Here is a 15,713-nt window from a genome sequence, read left to right as displayed (position 1 = left end):
TCCCGCTGCCGCTCGACTTGCATGTGTTAGGCCTGCCGCCAGCGTTCAATCTGAGCCATGATCAAACTCTTCAATTTAAGTTTGGGCTCAATGAATTGCTGAATTAACTGTTGCTGACTTCCAAAGAAGTCTTGCTTGGTCACTTCATCAGACATTGAAATATCAAAAATTGTTTTTGATGCTTCAATCCTGCGAGTGCCCACACAGATTGCTTGATTCAATTTGTTAAAGAACATTGCCTTGTCGGCTGAGGCTGCGCATCTTACGCTCCTCATTTTGAAAGTCAAGCATCATTGTCGCTTTTCTTTCTCAGCCGGGTTGGCGTTGCCAACTCGCTGACCATCCGGCGTCATCCGCCGTGCTGGTGAGGGCGCATTATAGGGAGGCGCGCCGGGATGGCAAGGGAAAAACAGCGAAAAAACCACACTTTTGTACCGTTCGCTTAAACCACCAACAGACCAACAGCTTTTGCACAGAATTACCCACAGATTCAATTCGCGATCATGTTCAGACCCAATAAAGCGTCGGCCTGAAAGCCCCCCCTCTCATCGAAGTGGCGGGCGATGCTGGTCAGCGCCGGGCTGTAGATGGTTTCAACCACCAGGGGAAACATCATCAACAGAATAATGAGCCACACAGGTGGGCAATGCTGTCGAGTCATGATGACACCTCACCTCTATATAACAGAAAGGCGCTCAGTCTAGGGAAGGCTTCTGTGTCGCATTACAATACTGAAGACATTAAACATCAAAAGCACGACACATGGCCTTTATCACCGCGCATAGTTCATTTAACCCCGACGACCAGTCAGCTCCGGTCATCGGCATCGCCGCCGATCTGGGCCAGCACGACTCGGGACGCCATCACCACGCCCGCCATCAACTGCTGTTTGCCAATCAGGGCTGCATCACCATAGAGCTGGCCGACACCCTGTGCGTGCTACCCCCAACCCGGGCGGCCTGGATCCCGGCCGGCACTGTGCACCGCGCCATGATGCGTGGCGTGGTAGCATACCGCTCGCTCTATTTCGCGCAGACGGCGGCGCCCACCCTGCCCCTCGGGGTACTGGAGGTAAACCCCTTGCTGCGGGAGGTGATCGAACGGATGGCCTTCTGGCCCTGGGATATGACGGCGCAGGCGCAACAGAGCCTGCTGACGGTGTGCGAGGAGGAGTTGCTGGCTGCCCCGCGCCAGGTGTGGCAGCTACCCTTCCCGCGCGATGCGCGGCTGGCAACCTGGCTGGACGGGGTACGTGGCGGCGCGCTGCCGGAGCGATTGGCTCAGCTGGCCAGCCGGGTGGCGGCCAGCGAGCGCACCCTGGGGCGCATCTTCTTGCGCGAGACCGGCATGTCGTATCAGGCCTGGCGTCAGCAGTGGCGATTGCTGCGGGCGATGGAGCTGCTGGCCGAATCGGGCAACCTGAGCGACACAGCCCAAGCCCTCGATTTTGCCAGCGACAGCGCCTTTATCGCTTTCTTTCGCCAGCACACGGGACAGACCCCGTTGCGCTACCTTAACCACGGGGCTCCTCCGCGGCGCTGACCTCGGTCAGCATCACACTGGGCTCCAACGGACGCAGGTTCTCCATGGCCTCGGCTACCACGGCCGCACTGGCTTCTGCTACCTCACTCTTCACTTCCTGATGCAAGCTTGCCAAATCCAGAGTCGGTCTATCCCCAGTCTCATTGGCGTTAGCGGTCAGAGCCATGGTGGCAAACAGGGCGGCGATCAGGGTCTTCATATTGGATATCTCCATTGGGTTGATTACCCTATGTCTATTCCAAGTCCCGTGCCAAAAATTAATACATTGATTTCATTCAACTTTATCTCAAACCCCGTTCCACAACCCATCACCTTGGTCAACCATTAACCACAGAGTGGTTTTTTTCACCACCTCACAATTTATGTTCCACGTGGAACGTTCATCTTGCCCGTCGACACCCGCCCCACCGCTGGGATAAGGTGGATCTCCTTCATAACAAAGCAGACGACACACAGGACGGACCCCTACACCATGGACTTCTCCAGCTTCGGCGAGAAATTTACCCGCCACGCCGGCATCACCCAGTTGATGGATGACCTCAACCAGGGGCTGACCAACCCCGACGCCATCATGCTCGGTGGCGGCAACCCGGCCCCCATCCCCGCCATGCTGGAGCAGTTCCAGCAACAGGCGCAGGCGCTGCTGGAGAGCGGCGATCTGGTGCGAGCCATGGCCAACTACGACGGCCCGCAGGGGAAAGATCGCTTCATCCGCGCCCTGGCCGACCTGCTACGCCGTGAACTGGGATGGGAGATCACGGCGCGCAACATCGCCCTGACCAACGGCAGCCAGAACGCGTTCTTCTACCTCTTCAACCTGCTGGCTGGCGAGTTTCCGGATGGCCGCAAGAAGAAGGTGCTCTTCCCTTTGGCCCCCGAGTACATCGGCTATGCCGACTCGGCCCTGAGCGAAGACCACTTCGTCGCCTACAAGCCGACCATCGAGAAGCTGCCCGAGGGGCAGTTCAAGTACCACGTTGACTTCGAGCACCTCGAGGTGGGCGATGACATCGGCGTCATCTGCGTGTCGCGCCCCACCAACCCCACCGGCAACGTGCTGACCGACGAGGAGATCGAGCACCTGGATCAGATCGCCCGTGCCAAAGGGATTCCACTGCTCCTCGACAACGCCTACGGGGTCCCCTTCCCCGGCATCATCTTCAGCGACGTGAAGCCGTTCTGGAACGCCAACACCATTCTCTGCATGAGCCTCTCCAAGCTGGGACTACCGGGCACCCGCTGCGGTATCGTCATCGCCCAGGAGCCCATCATCCAGGCCATCACCAACCTGAGCGGCATCATCAACCTGGCACCGGGCAGCCTGGGGCCGGCCATGGCAATTCCGATGATCGAGAGCGGTGATATCATCACTCTGAGCGAGCTGGTGGTGAAGCCCTTCTACCGGGAGCGGGCAGAGCTGGCAGTGAAGCGACTGCGTGAGGCGATCCCCGATCCGCGCTTCCACATTCACAAGCCTGAGGGTGCACTGTTCCTCTGGCTCTGGTTCGAAGACTTGCCCATTCACTGCGCCGAGCTCTACCAACGCCTCAAGGAGAAGAATCTGTTGATCGTCCCCGGCCACTACTTCTTCCCCGGCATCGACGATCCCGACTGGCGTCACAGTCAGGAGTGTATTCGCCTCAACTACGCCCAGAACGAAGACCTGGTGCGCCGCGGCATCGCCATCCTGGCAGACGAAATCAACGCCCTCTACGCCGGACGCTGACACAAAAAAGGCCTGCTGTTGCAGGCCTTTCTCTTTTCACGCCGATCACTCGCCAGCGGGCAATGCCAGGGGCTCGGGCTTGCCGATGGCAATCTGGCGCGGCTTGAGGTGTTCGGGCAGCTCACGGGCCAGTTCGATCTGCAGCAGGCCATGTTCGAGGCGTGCTCCCTGCACCTCTACGTGCTGGCTCAACTTGAACGACAGGGTGAAGTCCCGCTCGGCGATGCCCTGGTGGAGGAAGCGGCGCTCCTCCTGGGCCGGGCGCTTGAGTCCCTTGATGCTCAGGGTGCCTTGCTCAGTCTCGATCTGCAGCTCGTCGCGCTCGAAGCCCGCCACCGCCACTGTGATCAGGTAACGCTCCTGCTCCAGCTTCTCGATGTTATAGGGAGGCCAGCCGGCGCTCTTCTGTTCGAACAGCCCTTCCAGTTCGCGGGCCATCCGCTCGAAGCCAACCACATTGGGATACAGGGAAGAAAAGTCGATACGCATGTCACTATCCTCATTCAAGCAATAGTCGGGGTGGCCGGGCCCGCAGCGCCCGGCCGGTTCATGTCGTGATAATCAGCCGTTGATGTCGATACGGCGGGGTTTCATCGCCTCGGGCACTTCGCGCACCAGGTCGACGTGCAGCAGGCCGTTCTTGAGGTCGGCGCCCTTGACGCGGACATAGTCGGCCAGCTGAAAGCGGCGCTCGAAGCCACGCTCGGCGATGCCCTGATAGAGGTAGTTGCGGCCGCTGTCGGCCTGCTTGCTCCCCTTCACGGTGAGCAGGTTTTCCTGGAAGCTGATCTCGAGCTCCTCCTGGGTGAAGCCGGCCACCGCCATGGTGATGCGGTAGTCGTGCTCGCCGAGCAGCTCGATGTTATACGGGGGATAGCCACCGTTGCCGTTGCTCGCGGCCGATTCGATCAGGCTGGCGAGACGGTCAAAACCGATGGCGGAACGATAGAGCGGAGAAAAGTCGAAATTACGCATGCTATTACCCTCATGTGAGCGATAACGGATGATGGCCCTCCGGTTGGACGGGCTAACTGGTCGAAACCCCTGTCGGGCATTTCGGCCTTATCACCTATGTAGGGATGTCCTCATCGGCTTTCAAGGGGAGAATGCAAAAGAGGGCCGCAGCCCTCTCTCGTCCTTCAGCGGGTCATCAGTTCGGCGTCCATCATCTCCTTCATGCGAAACTTCTGCAGCTTGCCGGTCACCGTCATGGGGTACTCCTCGACGAAGCGAATGTATTTGGGCACCTTGAAGTAGGCGATGCGCTCCTCCAGATAGGCGCGCAGTGCCCCCTCGTCGAGCAAGGCGCCGGCCTTGAGACGTACCCAGGCGCACACCTCCTCCCCGTAGCGATCGCTGTCGACACCGAACACGGCGGCATCTTGCACGTCCGGGTGGGTGTAGATGCGATCCTCGATCTCCTTGGGGTAGATGTTCTCGCCACCGCGGATGATCAGCTCCTTGAGGCGGCCCACCACCTGCACGTAACCCTCCTCGTCCATCAGGCCGAGATCCCCCGAGTGCAGCCACCCCTCATCATCTATGGTGGCCGCCGTCTTGGCCGGGTCTTCCCAGTAGCCCAGCATGACGTTGTAACCGCGACAGCAGATCTCCCCCCGTTGGCCCACCGGCACTGTGTTGCCCTCCAGGTCCACCAGTTTGATCTCGGTGTGGGGCAGCACCCGGCCCACCGTGGTCACCCGCTTCTCCAGTGGCGCGTCGATGGCGGTCATGTGGTTGATCGGGCTGCACTCGGTCTAGCCGTAGGCGATGGTCACCTCGGTCATGTGCAGCAGGCTCTGCACCTTGCGCATCAGGTGCTCCGGGCAGAGGGCGCCGGCCATGATGCCGGTGCGCAGGGAGGAGAGGTCATAACGCTCGAAGTCGGGCAGCGCCAGCTCGGCGATGAACATGGTCGGCACCCCGTGCAGGGCGGTGCAGCGCTCCTCACTCACCATGGCGAGGGTCTCGGCTGCATCGAACGACTCGGCCGGGAACAGGGCGCAGGCGCCGACGCTGAGGCAGACCAGGTTGCCGAGCACCATGCCGAAACAGTGGTAGAGCGGCACCGGGATGCAGAGGCGATCTTGCTCACTAAAGGCCATGCCGGCGGCCACCAGCCTGGCATTGTTGAGGATGTTACTGTGGGTCAGGGTCGCCCCCTTGGGGTTGCCCGTGGTGCCCGAGGTAAACTGAATATTGATGGGGTCGCTCGCAGTGAGCGTCGCGGCCACCCGCTCCAGCTCGGTCCGGGGTGTGGCATCGCCACGGGCCTGCAGATCGGCGAAATTGAGCATGCCCGCCGTGGTGCCACTCCCCAGCCGGATCACCCACTCCAGGCTCGGCAACAGGGCAGAGCACAGGGCCCCGGGGGCACACTGTTCCAGCTCGGGGGCCAGGGTCTGCAACATGGCCAGATAGTCGCTGCCCTTAAACCCCTCGGCACAGATGAGGGCACGGCAGCCCACGTTGTTGATGGCGAACTCCAGCTCACTGCGCCGATAGGCCGGGTTGATACAAACCATGATGGCGCCGATGCGTGCGGTGGCGTACTGCACCAGGCACCACTCGATGTTATTGGGGGACCAGATCCCCACCCGGTCGCCGGGGCGGATACCGATGGCGAGCAGACCGCGAGCAACCCGGTCGACCTCGCTCAGGTAGTCGCGCCAGCTCCAACGGATCTGCTGGTGGCGCACTACCACGGCGGGGCGGTCGGGATAACGGCGGGCGATGTCGACGAGCTGCTCGCCGAGGGTGAGGTCGATGAGGGGCATCTCCTCGCCCCCTTTTCGATAGCTGAGCATTGTCATGTTGGCTCCTTGCCTGGGTGGAAAGATGCCTACTGCACGGCTGGCGTATAAGGTGCCATGTTAAGTTAATGTAAAAGCACACCTTCCAACAGCCGACTTTGGTCGCAACCCGTTGCCTGCCCCATGTTTCACGTGGAACGTGTCCACCAAAAACAAAAGCCGGTCACAGGGACCGGCTTTCTCATGCTTGGCGTATCGGACGATTAGACGTCGAGGTTGGCAACCCGCAGGGCGTTGGTCTCGATGAAGTCACGACGCGGCTCAACGGCGTCACCCATCAGGGTGGAGAAGAGCTGGTCGGCGCCGACGGCGTCTTCGATGGTGACGCGCAGCATGCGGCGGGTCTCCGGATCCATGGTGGTTTCCCACAGCTGCTCCGGGTTCATCTCACCCAGTCCCTTATAACGCTGGATATAGATGCCGCGCTTGCCTTCACCCATCAGCCACTCGACCGCCTCGACGAAGCTGGTGACCGGCTTGACCTTCTCGCCACGCTTCACGAAGCCGCCTTCCTCGATGAGGTTGGCGATCTCCTTGCCCAGGGCAACCAGCTGTTGGTACTCCGGGGATTGCAGGAAGTCGTGGCTGAGCGGGAACTCGCGCTCGATACCGTGCTGGCGAACCAGGGCGACCGGGATGAAGAGGCTGCGCTCCTCGTCACGGCGCGGCACCAGGTTGTACTGCACGCCGTTGGTGCTCTCGTTCAGCTTGAGGTTGACGGCATCACACCATGCCTTGAGGGCGGCCTCATCGACCAGCAACTCGTCGCCCAGGGCCGGGTGGTAGATCAGCTGATCCAGTACCGCCTCGGGGGCACGGCGTGACATGCGGCCGATCAGGCTGGTCACGGAGCGATACTGATTGACCAGACGCTCCAGCGCGCTACCCGAGATGGCCGGGGCCGACTCGTTGACGTGCAGGCTCGCCTCGTCCAGCGCCATGGTGGTCTGGTATTGCAGCAGGGCATCTTCGTCTTTCAGGTACTGCTCCTGCTTACCCTTCTTGACCTTGTAGAGCGGCGGCTGGGCGATATAGACGTAGCCACGCTCGATGATCTCGGGCATCTGACGATAGAAGAAAGTCAGCAGCAGGGTCCGGATGTGGGCACCATCGACGTCCGCATCGGTCATGATGATGACGTTGTGGTAGCGCATTTTGTCCGGATTGTACTCGTCGCGGCCGATGCCGCAGCCGAGTGCGGTGATCAGGGTGCCGACCTCCTGAGAGGAGATCATCTTGTCGAAGCGCGCCTTCTCCACGTTCAGGATCTTGCCCTTGAGCGGCAGGATGGCCTGGTTCTTCCGGTTACGACCCTGCTTGGCGGAACCGCCCGCAGAGTCACCCTCGACGATGTAAAGTTCAGAAAGCGCCGGATCTTTTTCCTGGCAGTCGGCCAGCTTGCCGGGCAGGCCGGCGATGTCCAGGGCACCCTTGCGGCGAGTCATCTCGCGCGCCTTACGGGCCGCCTCACGGGCACGGGCCGCGTCGATGATCTTGTTGACCACGATCTTGGCGTCGCCCGGGTTTTCCAGCAGGAAGTCGGCCAGCTTGTCGGCCATGGCCTGCTCGACGGCGGTCTTCACCTCGGAGGAGACCAACTTGTCCTTGGTCTGGGAGGAGAACTTGGGATCCGGCACCTTGACCGAAATGACCGCCACCAGGCCTTCGCGCACGTCGTCGCCGCTGGCGGAGGTCTTGGCCTTCTTGCTGTAGTCTTCCTTGTCCATGTAGCTGTTCAGGGTACGGGTCAGGGCGGCGCGGAAGCCGGCCAGGTGGGTACCACCGTCACGCTGCGGGATGTTGTTGGTGAAGCAGTACACCCCTTCCTGATAGCCGTCGTTCCACTGCATGGCGACTTCGACACCGATGCCATCCTGGTCGGCGCTGAAGTGGAACACCTTCTGATGGATCGGGGTCTTGCTCTGGTTCAGGTACTCGACGAAGGCCTTGATACCGCCCTCGTAGCAGAAGTGCACCTCACGACCATCACGCTCGTCGGTCAGCAGGATGGAGACGCCGGAGTTGAGGAAGGAGAGCTCGCGCAGACGCTTGGCCAGGATCTCGTAGTGGAACAGGGTATCACTGAAGATGGTCGGGCTCGGCCAGAAGCGCACCTCGGTACCCGTGGTGGTGGCATCGCCGATCTGCTTGAGGGGCGCCTGCGGCTCGCCCAGCTTGTAGGTCTGCTCGTAGACATGGCCCTGACGGCGGATGGTCAGCTTGAGGGTGTCGGAGAGGGCGTTAACAACCGAGACACCGACCCCGTGCAGACCGCCGGAAACCTTGTAAGAGTTGTCGTCGAACTTACCGCCCGCGTGCAGCACGGTCATGATGACCTCGGCGGCGGAGCGACCCTCTTCCGGGTGGATGTCGACCGGAATGCCACGACCGTTGTCGCGCACCGAGACGGAACCGTCGGAGTGAATCTTGACCTGAATCTCGCTGCAGTAGCCGGCCAGAGCCTCATCGATGGAGTTGTCGACCACTTCGAACACCATGTGGTGCAGGCCCGAGCCATCGTCCGTGTCGCCGATATACATCCCCGGGCGCTTGCGGACCGCATCCAGGCCCTTCAGTACCTTGATACTCGAGGAGTCGTAAGTGTTCTCACTCATAGCTTACTCTCTGCCTTCTTGGGTTCGGAGATCTTGCCTTGTTCCACGTGGAACAACTTGCACTCGCCGGCGTCCATCATGTCGGCCAGCTGCTCGATGTCGATGGCGGTGATAAACACCTGGGAGGCACACTCCCTCAGCCGAGCCGCCAGCAGGCGACGCTTCTCGACATCCAGCTCTGAGGCAAAATCGTCAATTAAAAAAATGCAGCCACGGCCACTCTGCTCGCGCAGGAATACTCCCTGTGCCAGACGCATGGCACACACCAGCAGCTTGAGCTGGCCACGGGAGAGAATATCCTGGGCAGGCACACCATTGGCCTTGAGGCGAACATCCGCCTTCTGGGGACCCACGCCGGTATAGCCGAGCGCTCTGTCCCGCTCAAATCCCGCCACCAGCAGTTCGTCCAGCGGCGTCTCTTTTTCCCAACCCCGGTAGAAGCCGAGGTTGATCTCAAATTCGGGCAGGAAATCTGCCGTCATCTCCCGGATCAGGGGAGAAATGGCCTGACAGTAGTTGGCGCGTAGCTGGGCCAGTTCATCGCCGAGGCGAGCCAACTCCTGATCCCAGAATGCCAGTTGGCGGTACTGAGTGGCGGTGCGCAGCAGGGCATTGCGCTGCTTGAGCAGTCGCTTGACCCGCCCCCACAGGCTCAGGAAACCGGGTTCACTGTGAAACAGACCCCAGTCGAGCCAGGCTCGCCGTGGCTGTGGTCCACCGGTCAGCAGATTGAATCCATCGGGGTGGATCAGCTGCACTGGCATCAACTCGGCCAGCTCGGCCAATGCCTTGGCCGGTGCCCCGTCGATCCTGAGCTGGGTTTCTCCGCTCTTGTCCTTGGAGAGACCGACCGGTATCGCCTCATCCTCCCGCTCCATGCGGGCAAACAGGGTGAAGGCCTTCTCTCCCTGGCGGATCACCCGACCGGTGAGGTGGGTGCGAAACGAGCGTCCCAACCCCAGGTAGTGGATCGCCTCCAGCACGCTGGTCTTGCCACTACCGTTGCGCCCGATCAACACATTGAGACCGGGCGCCAGATCCAGAGCGGCCTGTTCGATATTACGGAACTGGCCAATCTGCAGCCGGGAGAGGGTCACGACTAGATCCGCATCGGCATGACGATGTACTGGGCGTCCTGACTCTCCAGATCCTCGATGATGGCGCTGCTGATGGAGTCGCCCAGGCTGATCCGAATCTGCTCGCATTTTAACGTATTCAGCACGTCGAGCACATAAGAGACGTTGAAGCCGATCTCCAGCTCACCCGCCGCATACTGGACGTCGAGCAGCTCCTCGGCCTCCTCCTGTTCCGGGTTGTTGGCGGTGATGCGCAGCAGGTTCTCCTGCAGGTTCAGACGCACGCCCCGGAACTTTTCGTTGGAGAGGATGGCGGCACGGGCAAAGGCCTGACGCAGATCTTCACGACCCGAGATGAGCGCCTTGTCGTTACCGCGCGGGATAACCCGACGCCAATCGGGGAAACGGCCGTCCACCAGTTTTGAGGTGTAGATAAAGCCATCCAGCACGGCGCGCAGATTGCTGCGACCAACCTGCAGGCGAACCGGCTTCTCTTCGGCCTCGAGCAGGCGTACCAGCTCCAGCACCCCTTTGCGCGGCAGTATGACCTGATGATCGGGCAGCGCATCCTGCACCACCTCACGCCGACAGGTGGCCAGACGGTGGCCATCGGTGGCGACGGTGCGCAGCCCCAGCCCCTCGGTCTCGAACAACATGCCGTTGAGGTAGTAGCGCACATCCTGGCTGGCCATGGAGAACTGGGTCGCCTCGATGAGCCGCTTGAGCTCCAGCTGGCTGATGTCGAACTCGAGCACGGACTCCCAGTCCTCGATATTCGGATATTCGCTGGCCGGCAGGGTAGAGAGGTTAAAGCGGGAGCGGCCGGAACGGATGATGAGGCGCTCCCCTTCAGTGGTGAGGTGGATGTCGGCCCCTTCCGGCAGGCCACGGCAGATATCCAATAGCTTGCGGGCCGGTACCGTGGTGCGGCCGTCTTGACTCGCGCCAATCAGGGGGACCTGACCGACCATTTCGACTTCAAGATCCGTGCCGGTCAGCGACAGTGAGCCATTACTCACGTCGATCAACACGTTGCCGAGAATGGGCAAGGTCGGTCGGCCACCGAGGGCGCCGGACACCAGTTGCAGGGGACGTAACAGGGCCTCGCGGCTGATTTCGAGCTGCATCTGTGTTCTCCGTTATCAGGAAGAGAGGGTGCGGATCAGGTTGGAGTAGTCTTCCTTGATGTCGTGACTCTCCTCGCGCAGCTGCTCTATCTTGCGACAGGCGTGCAGCACTGTGGTGTGGTCACGGCCACCGAAGGCGTCGCCAATCTCGGGCAGGCTGTGGTTGGTCAGCTCCTTGGCCAGGGCCATGGCAAGCTGACGCGGGCGCGCCACGGAACGAGAACGGCGCTTCGAGAGCAGATCCGCCACCTTGATCTTGTAGTACTCGGCCACCGTTTTCTGGATATTGTCGATGGTAACCAGCTTCTCCTGCAGGGCCAGCAGATCGCGCAGGGCCTCGCGCACGAAGTCGATGTTGATGGCACGGCCGGTGAAGTTGGCGTTGGCGATGACCCGGTTGAGGGCCCCTTCCAGTTCGCGCACGTTGGAGCGCAGGCGCTTGGCGATGAAGAAGGCCACCTCGTCGGGAAGATGGATCTTGTTCTCTTCCGCCTTGCGCATCAGGATCGCGACCCGGGTCTCCAGCTCAGGGGGCTCGATCGCCACGGTCAGGCCCCAGCCGAAGCGGGACTTGAGTCTGTCCTCCACCCCGTCGATCTCCTTGGGATAACGATCCGAGGTGAGGATGATCTGCTGATTGCCTTCGAGCAGGGCGTTGAAGGTGTGGAAGAACTCCTCCTGGGAGCGCTCCTTGTTGGCGAAAAACTGGATGTCATCGATGAGCAGGGCATCCACGCTACGGTAGTAACGCTTGAACTCCTCGATAGCGTTGTTCTGCAGCGCCTTCACCATGTCCTGCACGAACCGCTCGGAGTGCATGTAGATAACCTTGGCATCCTGCTTGCGGTCTTTGATGGCATTACCCACCGCATGGAGCAGGTGAGTCTTACCGAGACCGGTACCGCCGTAGAGGAAGAGCGGGTTGTAGGCCCCACCGGGGTTATCGGCCACCTGGCGGGCCGCCGCGCGGGCCAGCTGGTTCGACTTACCCTCGACGAAGTTGTCGAAGGTATAGTTCACGTTGGTGTTGCTCTTGTGATTCGGTTCGGGTTTGGCTTCCGGCTTGTTATCCCAGCTCTTTTGCGGGTTATGCACAGGGGCACTACCCCGTACCGGGGCACGGGCTACCACGGGATTGGTACGACTGCCGATGTCGAAGCGCAGGGCCGGGCCATCGACGCCACACAGCTCCTTGATGATGCCGTTAACGCGGATCAGATACTTGTCTCGTACCCAGTCGAGCACGAAGCGATTCGGGGCATACAGGGTCAGAGTATCTTCACTCAACTCCGCTTGTAGCGGCCGGATCCACATGCTGAATTCTGCCGAGGGCAACTCATCTTGCAGCCGGTTAAGGCACTGCTGCCATAGCGAAGCAGTCACTCTAAACTCCCGTAAAAGTGTTGAACCAAAGACCGGCTATTGTACGTTTTCGGGGGGGGGATCTCCAGCGATCGCCTCCGGGATCCAGCAAATAAGATCCTTGACTTTCAAGGATCCACGCCCCCCGAATCGGGATTCATCCCCAAAGTTACCCACAGGAAGATCAGACTCACGATCCTGAAAAAATGGTTATGTTATATAACCAAGGCGTCTTTATAGAGAGACGTTTATTCCAATAGCATGGCCACCAACCGCACGACATAACAACAAATCAGACACAGAGAGGTAATTCCATGTCCATCAAGCTGATTTCCGGCGCCGCCATCCTGCTGGCCGCTCTTTCCACCGGTGTTCATGCCGAGACCATCAAGGTCGGCATGTCCGGCAAGTACTTCCCGTTCACCTTCGTCAAGCAAGACAAGCTGCAAGGGTTCGAGATCGACATGTGGAACGAGATCGGCAAGCGAACCGGCGACCAGGTCGAGTTTGTGACCGCCAGCTTCTCCGGCCTGTTTGGTATGCTGGAAACCGGCAAGATCGACACCATTTCCAACCAGATCACCATCACCGACGAGCGCAAGGCCAAGTACGCCTTCTCCCAGCCCTACGTCTACGACGGCGCCCAGATCGTGGTGCGCAAGGGCAACGATACCATCCACGGGTTGACTGATCTGGCCGGCAAGAAGGTGGCGGTGAACCTGGGGTCCAACTTCGAGCAACTGCTGCGCAAGAACGATCCCGAGAAGAAGATCGACATCCGCACCTATGACTCCGCCTTCGAGCAGGATGTTGCCCTGGGCCGAATCGATGCCTTCGTGATGGACCGCGTCTCCACCGCCCAGCTGATCAAGGAGTCCAAACTCCCCCTGCAGCAGGCCGGTCAGCCGTTCGAGACCATAGAGAACGCCCTCCCCTTCCTGAAGAACCCGGAGCAGGAGGCACTGCTGAAGAAGGTCGACGGCGCCCTGACTGCCATGCGTGCCGACGGCACCCTGCGCCAGATCTCCGAGAAGTGGTTTGACGCCGACATTACCAGCAAATAAATGATGGAATTTGACGTCGACTACACCCTGGGGCTGTTTCCCATCCTGCTCAAGTATCTGGGCACCACGATGGAGATGGCCCTGTGGGGGTTCGCCATGGCACTCGTACTGTCGCTGATCCTGGCGATTGTACGGGTGTTTCGCGTTCCCCTGATCCACTGGCTGGCCATGCTCTATATCTCCTTCTTCCGGGGGACACCGCTGCTGGTCCAGTTGTTTCTGCTCTACTATGGCCTGCCCCAGGTCTTCCCGCTCTTCGTCGGGATGGATGCCTTCACGGCCGCCGTGGTGGGCCTCACCCTGCACTTCGCCGCCTACATGGCCGAATCGATCCGCGCCGCCATCCTCGGCATCCACAAGAGCCAGATGGAGGCAGCTCTCAGCATCGGCATGAGCCGGCTACAGGCGATGCAACGCATCATATTGCCCCAGGCGGCCCGCATCGCGTCGCCGTCTCTGATGAACTACTTCATCGACATGATCAAGAGTACCTCGCTCGCCTTCACCTTCGGGGTGGCCGAGCTGATGGGCAAGGCGCAGATGGAGGCCTCTTCCTCCTTCCGCTTCTTCGAGAGCTTCATGGCGGTGGCACTCATCTACTGGGTGGTGGTGATCGTCTTCACCCGCCTGCAGCACCTGCTGGAGCTGCGTCTCAACCGGGCTTATTGAGGAGGCCGCCATGATTAAACTGACCGGCCTGCGCAAGGCCTATGACGGCAAGACGGTGCTCGACGGCATCGATCTGGAGGTGGGCAAGGGCGAGATTGTGGTCATCATAGGCCCCTCCGGGACCGGCAAGTCCACCCTGCTGCGCTGCCTCAACCTGCTGGAGACGCCGGATGCAGGCCAACTGGCCATCGACGATCTCAATATGGATTTGGCCAGGGCCAGCGATCGCCAGGCCATCGAGCTGCGCAAGCGCGCCTCGTTCGTGTTCCAAAACTACGCCCTGTTTGCCAACAAGACAGCCCAGGAGAATATCGCCGAGGGGCTGGTGACCGTGTGGAAGCAGCCACGCGCCGAGGCCAATGCCACCGCGCTCGGGATCCTGCGCGACATCGGCCTCGAGGAAAAGAAGGATGCCTACCCCTCTTCCCTCTCCGGGGGCCAACAGCAGCGCGTGGGCATAGGGCGGGCCATGGCGGCTCACTCCAAGGTGATCCTGTTCGACGAGCCCACCTCGGCCCTCGACCCCGAGTGGGTCGACGAGGTGCTCGGGCTGATGAAACAGCTGGCGCGTCGTCACCAGACCATGGTGGTGGTGACCCACGAGATCGAATTTGCCCGGGAAGTGGCGGATCGGGTGATCTTTATGGAAGGGGGCCGCATCGTCGAACAGGGACCTCCCGGCGAGATCCTGGTCGACCCCAAGGATCCCAGAACCCGCACCTTCCTGCGTAAAGTACTCAAGTAGACTCTGTGTTTGGCGGCGAAAGCCGCCTTTTTTCGCAGAGGATCCTTGTGCCTGTGCGGGCAGCCAGTATAATCCGGTGCCCGCGATCCACCGGGATCGTGCGTTGGCAGAGCCGCAAGGTGATGTCGGCAATCCCCGGCGGATTGACTAAAAGCCGAACTCTGTTTAGAATTCGGCCTCTTTTGCTAGTCGTCACACGCTGTTAGCTGGCGCGTCGGCTAAAGTGTGACAATCAAAACTGTACAGTAAGACGGTAGAAAATCATGAAACGTACTTTCCAACCCTCCAACCTGAAGCGCAAGCGCACTCACGGTTTCCGCGCTCGTATGGCCACTGCCAACGGTCGTAAAGTTCTGGCCGCTCGTCGTGCCAAGGGTCGTGCTCGCCTGGTAGTTTAATGCCAACGCACACCTTCCCCCGGGAGTTACGTCTGTTAACTCCCGATCATTTCAAGCGTGTATTCGCAGAGCCTGTCCGGGCCGCTTCACCGCAATTAACCCTCCTCGCTGTTCCCAATTCTCTCGACCATCCCCGACTCGGTCTTGCCGTGCCCAAAAAGGCGCTCAAGCGTGCCGTCTGGCGCAACCGTGTCAAACGAGTCGTTCGCGAGAGTTTCCGTCTCAAGCAGCATCAACTGCCGGCCATCGACATCGTCGTGATCGTCAAGGGTGGTGTACGCGAGATGGATAACGAGGAACTGTTCAAGTTACTGGAAAAGCTATGGCGCACCCTGTCACGCCGTTGCAATGGGTAGCCATCAAGCTGATACGTCTGTATCAACTGGTGATCAGCCCCCTGCTGGGACCCCGTTGTCGCTTTACCCCGACTTGTTCTCAATACGCGATAGAAGCAATCCGACTTCACGGTTTCATAACTGGCATTTGGTTAGGCGGTAAACGTCTATTAAAATGCCACCCCTTATCCGAGGGTGGTTATGACCCGGTTCCGCAACCCAAGCGAAGAAACTGACGACT

At 60.3% G+C, this 15,713-nt stretch carries 16 protein-coding genes, 1 rRNA gene and 1 pseudogene; 8 read left to right on the top strand and 10 right to left on the bottom strand.

Annotation, left to right across the window (positions count from 1 at the left end):
* Positions 1-77, bottom strand: a 16S ribosomal RNA gene (locus tag AB5Y48_RS12470); the annotation flags it as partial.
* A 413-nt stretch (positions 78-490) separates the two neighbouring features.
* Positions 491-661, bottom strand: coding sequence for a hypothetical protein (locus AB5Y48_RS12465; RefSeq protein WP_368164649.1), 171 nt, complete (start codon positions 659-661; stop codon positions 491-493).
* 101 nt (positions 662-762) lie between these two features.
* Between AB5Y48_RS12465 and AB5Y48_RS12460 the strand changes: the two genes are divergently transcribed.
* Positions 763-1,542, top strand: a complete 780-nt coding sequence (locus tag AB5Y48_RS12460; protein ID WP_050665254.1) for a helix-turn-helix transcriptional regulator — start codon at positions 763-765, stop codon at positions 1,540-1,542.
* On the opposite strand, the gene AB5Y48_RS12455 is transcribed toward AB5Y48_RS12460, so the two are convergent.
* Positions 1,514-1,741 carry a hypothetical protein gene (locus AB5Y48_RS12455; protein WP_224160924.1) on the bottom strand — a complete coding sequence of 76 codons (228 nt, stop codon included), beginning with the start codon at positions 1,739-1,741 and terminating at the stop codon, positions 1,514-1,516. The two genes, AB5Y48_RS12460 and AB5Y48_RS12455, sit on opposite strands and share 29 nt — an antisense overlap.
* 273 nt (positions 1,742-2,014) lie before the next feature.
* Here AB5Y48_RS12455 and AB5Y48_RS12450 point away from each other — a divergent pair, with 273 nt between their 5' ends.
* Entirely contained in the window at positions 2,015-3,268 is a 1,254-nt protein-coding gene (locus tag AB5Y48_RS12450) for a valine--pyruvate transaminase (protein WP_368164647.1), read from the top strand.
* A 45-nt stretch (positions 3,269-3,313) separates the two neighbouring features.
* On the opposite strand, the gene AB5Y48_RS12445 is transcribed toward AB5Y48_RS12450, so the two are convergent.
* The 7 genes and pseudogenes from AB5Y48_RS12445 to dnaA form a co-directional block, all read right to left on the bottom strand.
* Positions 3,314-3,757, bottom strand: a complete 444-nt coding sequence (locus tag AB5Y48_RS12445; protein WP_224162953.1) for an Hsp20 family protein — start codon at positions 3,755-3,757, stop codon at positions 3,314-3,316.
* Between the two features lie 72 nt (positions 3,758-3,829).
* A complete protein-coding gene (locus AB5Y48_RS12440) occupies positions 3,830-4,243 on the bottom strand; it encodes an Hsp20 family protein (RefSeq protein WP_005351577.1) in 414 nt (137 codons plus the stop codon).
* A 164-nt stretch (positions 4,244-4,407) separates the two neighbouring features.
* Positions 4,408-6,081 (bottom strand): annotated as a pseudogene (locus tag AB5Y48_RS12435) (AMP-binding protein).
* Positions 6,082-6,284: 203 nt separating this feature from the next.
* Positions 6,285-8,696: a DNA topoisomerase (ATP-hydrolyzing) subunit B gene (gene gyrB / locus AB5Y48_RS12430; protein WP_136614555.1), complete on the bottom strand. Its 2,412-nt coding sequence runs from the start codon at positions 8,694-8,696 to the stop codon at positions 6,285-6,287.
* A complete protein-coding gene (gene recF, locus AB5Y48_RS12425; protein ID WP_224160928.1) occupies positions 8,693-9,793 on the bottom strand; it encodes a DNA replication/repair protein RecF in 1,101 nt (366 codons plus the stop codon). The genes gyrB and recF overlap by 4 nt, the downstream gene beginning before the upstream one ends.
* 2 nt (positions 9,794-9,795) lie before the next feature.
* Positions 9,796-10,899 (bottom strand): DNA polymerase III subunit beta, encoded by a 1,104-nt coding sequence (dnaN, locus tag AB5Y48_RS12420; protein WP_050665261.1) that lies wholly within the window; start codon positions 10,897-10,899, stop codon positions 9,796-9,798.
* A 15-nt stretch (positions 10,900-10,914) separates the two neighbouring features.
* A complete protein-coding gene (gene dnaA, locus AB5Y48_RS12415) occupies positions 10,915-12,282 on the bottom strand; it encodes a chromosomal replication initiator protein DnaA (protein WP_050665262.1) in 1,368 nt (455 codons plus the stop codon).
* 293 nt (positions 12,283-12,575) lie between these two features.
* Between dnaA and AB5Y48_RS12410 the strand changes: the two genes are divergently transcribed.
* The 6 genes from AB5Y48_RS12410 (at position 12,576) to yidD (ending at position 15,708) form a co-directional block, all read left to right on the top strand.
* Positions 12,576-13,325, top strand: coding sequence for an amino acid ABC transporter substrate-binding protein (locus AB5Y48_RS12410; RefSeq protein WP_050665263.1), 750 nt, complete (start codon positions 12,576-12,578; stop codon positions 13,323-13,325).
* Positions 13,326-13,994, top strand: coding sequence for an amino acid ABC transporter permease (locus AB5Y48_RS12405; RefSeq protein ID WP_368164642.1), 669 nt, complete (start codon positions 13,326-13,328; stop codon positions 13,992-13,994). It begins immediately after the preceding gene.
* A gap of 10 nt (positions 13,995-14,004) precedes the next feature.
* A complete protein-coding gene (locus tag AB5Y48_RS12400; RefSeq protein ID WP_050665264.1) occupies positions 14,005-14,739 on the top strand; it encodes an amino acid ABC transporter ATP-binding protein in 735 nt (244 codons plus the stop codon).
* Positions 14,740-15,002: 263 nt separating this feature from the next.
* Complete coding sequence (gene rpmH, locus AB5Y48_RS12395; RefSeq protein ID WP_005351555.1) at positions 15,003-15,137, top strand: 50S ribosomal protein L34; 135 nt, start codon at positions 15,003-15,005, stop codon at positions 15,135-15,137.
* Entirely contained in the window at positions 15,137-15,493 is a 357-nt protein-coding gene (gene rnpA / locus AB5Y48_RS12390) for a ribonuclease P protein component (protein WP_368164640.1), read from the top strand. The genes rpmH and rnpA overlap by 1 nt, the downstream gene beginning before the upstream one ends.
* Positions 15,460-15,708: a membrane protein insertion efficiency factor YidD gene (gene yidD / locus AB5Y48_RS12385; RefSeq protein WP_082177893.1), complete on the top strand. Its 249-nt coding sequence runs from the start codon at positions 15,460-15,462 to the stop codon at positions 15,706-15,708. The genes rnpA and yidD overlap by 34 nt, the downstream gene beginning before the upstream one ends.
* The last annotated feature ends 5 nt before the right edge of the window (positions 15,709-15,713 follow it).

It is taken from the genome of Aeromonas sp. R6-2, from assembly GCF_040908155.1.
Lineage (GTDB): Bacteria > Pseudomonadota > Gammaproteobacteria > Enterobacterales > Aeromonadaceae > Aeromonas > Aeromonas schubertii.
The sequence above is the reverse complement of the archived record's forward strand: the minus strand, read 5'-3'. Positions and strand labels throughout refer to the sequence as shown.

Excerpts from the sequence above, each read along its gene's own strand:
- yidD (WP_082177893.1), top strand. The coding sequence starts at position 15,460 with ATGGCGCACCCTGTCACGCCGTTGCAATGGGTAGCCATCAAGCTGATA.
- dnaN (WP_050665261.1), bottom strand. The coding sequence starts at position 10,899 with ATGCAGCTCGAAATCAGCCGCGAGGCCCTGTTACGTCCCCTGCAACTG.
- AB5Y48_RS12400 (WP_050665264.1), top strand. The coding sequence starts at position 14,005 with ATGATTAAACTGACCGGCCTGCGCAAGGCCTATGACGGCAAGACGGTG.
- gyrB (WP_136614555.1), bottom strand. The coding sequence starts at position 8,696 with ATGAGTGAGAACACTTACGACTCCTCGAGTATCAAGGTACTGAAGGGC.
- AB5Y48_RS12450 (WP_368164647.1), top strand. The coding sequence starts at position 2,015 with ATGGACTTCTCCAGCTTCGGCGAGAAATTTACCCGCCACGCCGGCATC.
- AB5Y48_RS12440 (WP_005351577.1), bottom strand. The coding sequence starts at position 4,243 with ATGCGTAATTTCGACTTTTCTCCGCTCTATCGTTCCGCCATCGGTTTT.
- rnpA (WP_368164640.1), top strand. The coding sequence starts at position 15,137 with ATGCCAACGCACACCTTCCCCCGGGAGTTACGTCTGTTAACTCCCGAT.
- AB5Y48_RS12445 (WP_224162953.1), bottom strand. The coding sequence starts at position 3,757 with ATGCGTATCGACTTTTCTTCCCTGTATCCCAATGTGGTTGGCTTCGAG.
- AB5Y48_RS12460 (WP_050665254.1), top strand. The coding sequence starts at position 763 with ATGGCCTTTATCACCGCGCATAGTTCATTTAACCCCGACGACCAGTCA.
- AB5Y48_RS12405 (WP_368164642.1), top strand. The coding sequence starts at position 13,326 with ATGATGGAATTTGACGTCGACTACACCCTGGGGCTGTTTCCCATCCTG.
- rpmH (WP_005351555.1), top strand. The coding sequence starts at position 15,003 with ATGAAACGTACTTTCCAACCCTCCAACCTGAAGCGCAAGCGCACTCAC.
- AB5Y48_RS12465 (WP_368164649.1), bottom strand. The coding sequence starts at position 661 with ATGACTCGACAGCATTGCCCACCTGTGTGGCTCATTATTCTGTTGATG.
- AB5Y48_RS12455 (WP_224160924.1), bottom strand. The coding sequence starts at position 1,741 with ATGAAGACCCTGATCGCCGCCCTGTTTGCCACCATGGCTCTGACCGCT.
- AB5Y48_RS12410 (WP_050665263.1), top strand. The coding sequence starts at position 12,576 with ATGTCCATCAAGCTGATTTCCGGCGCCGCCATCCTGCTGGCCGCTCTT.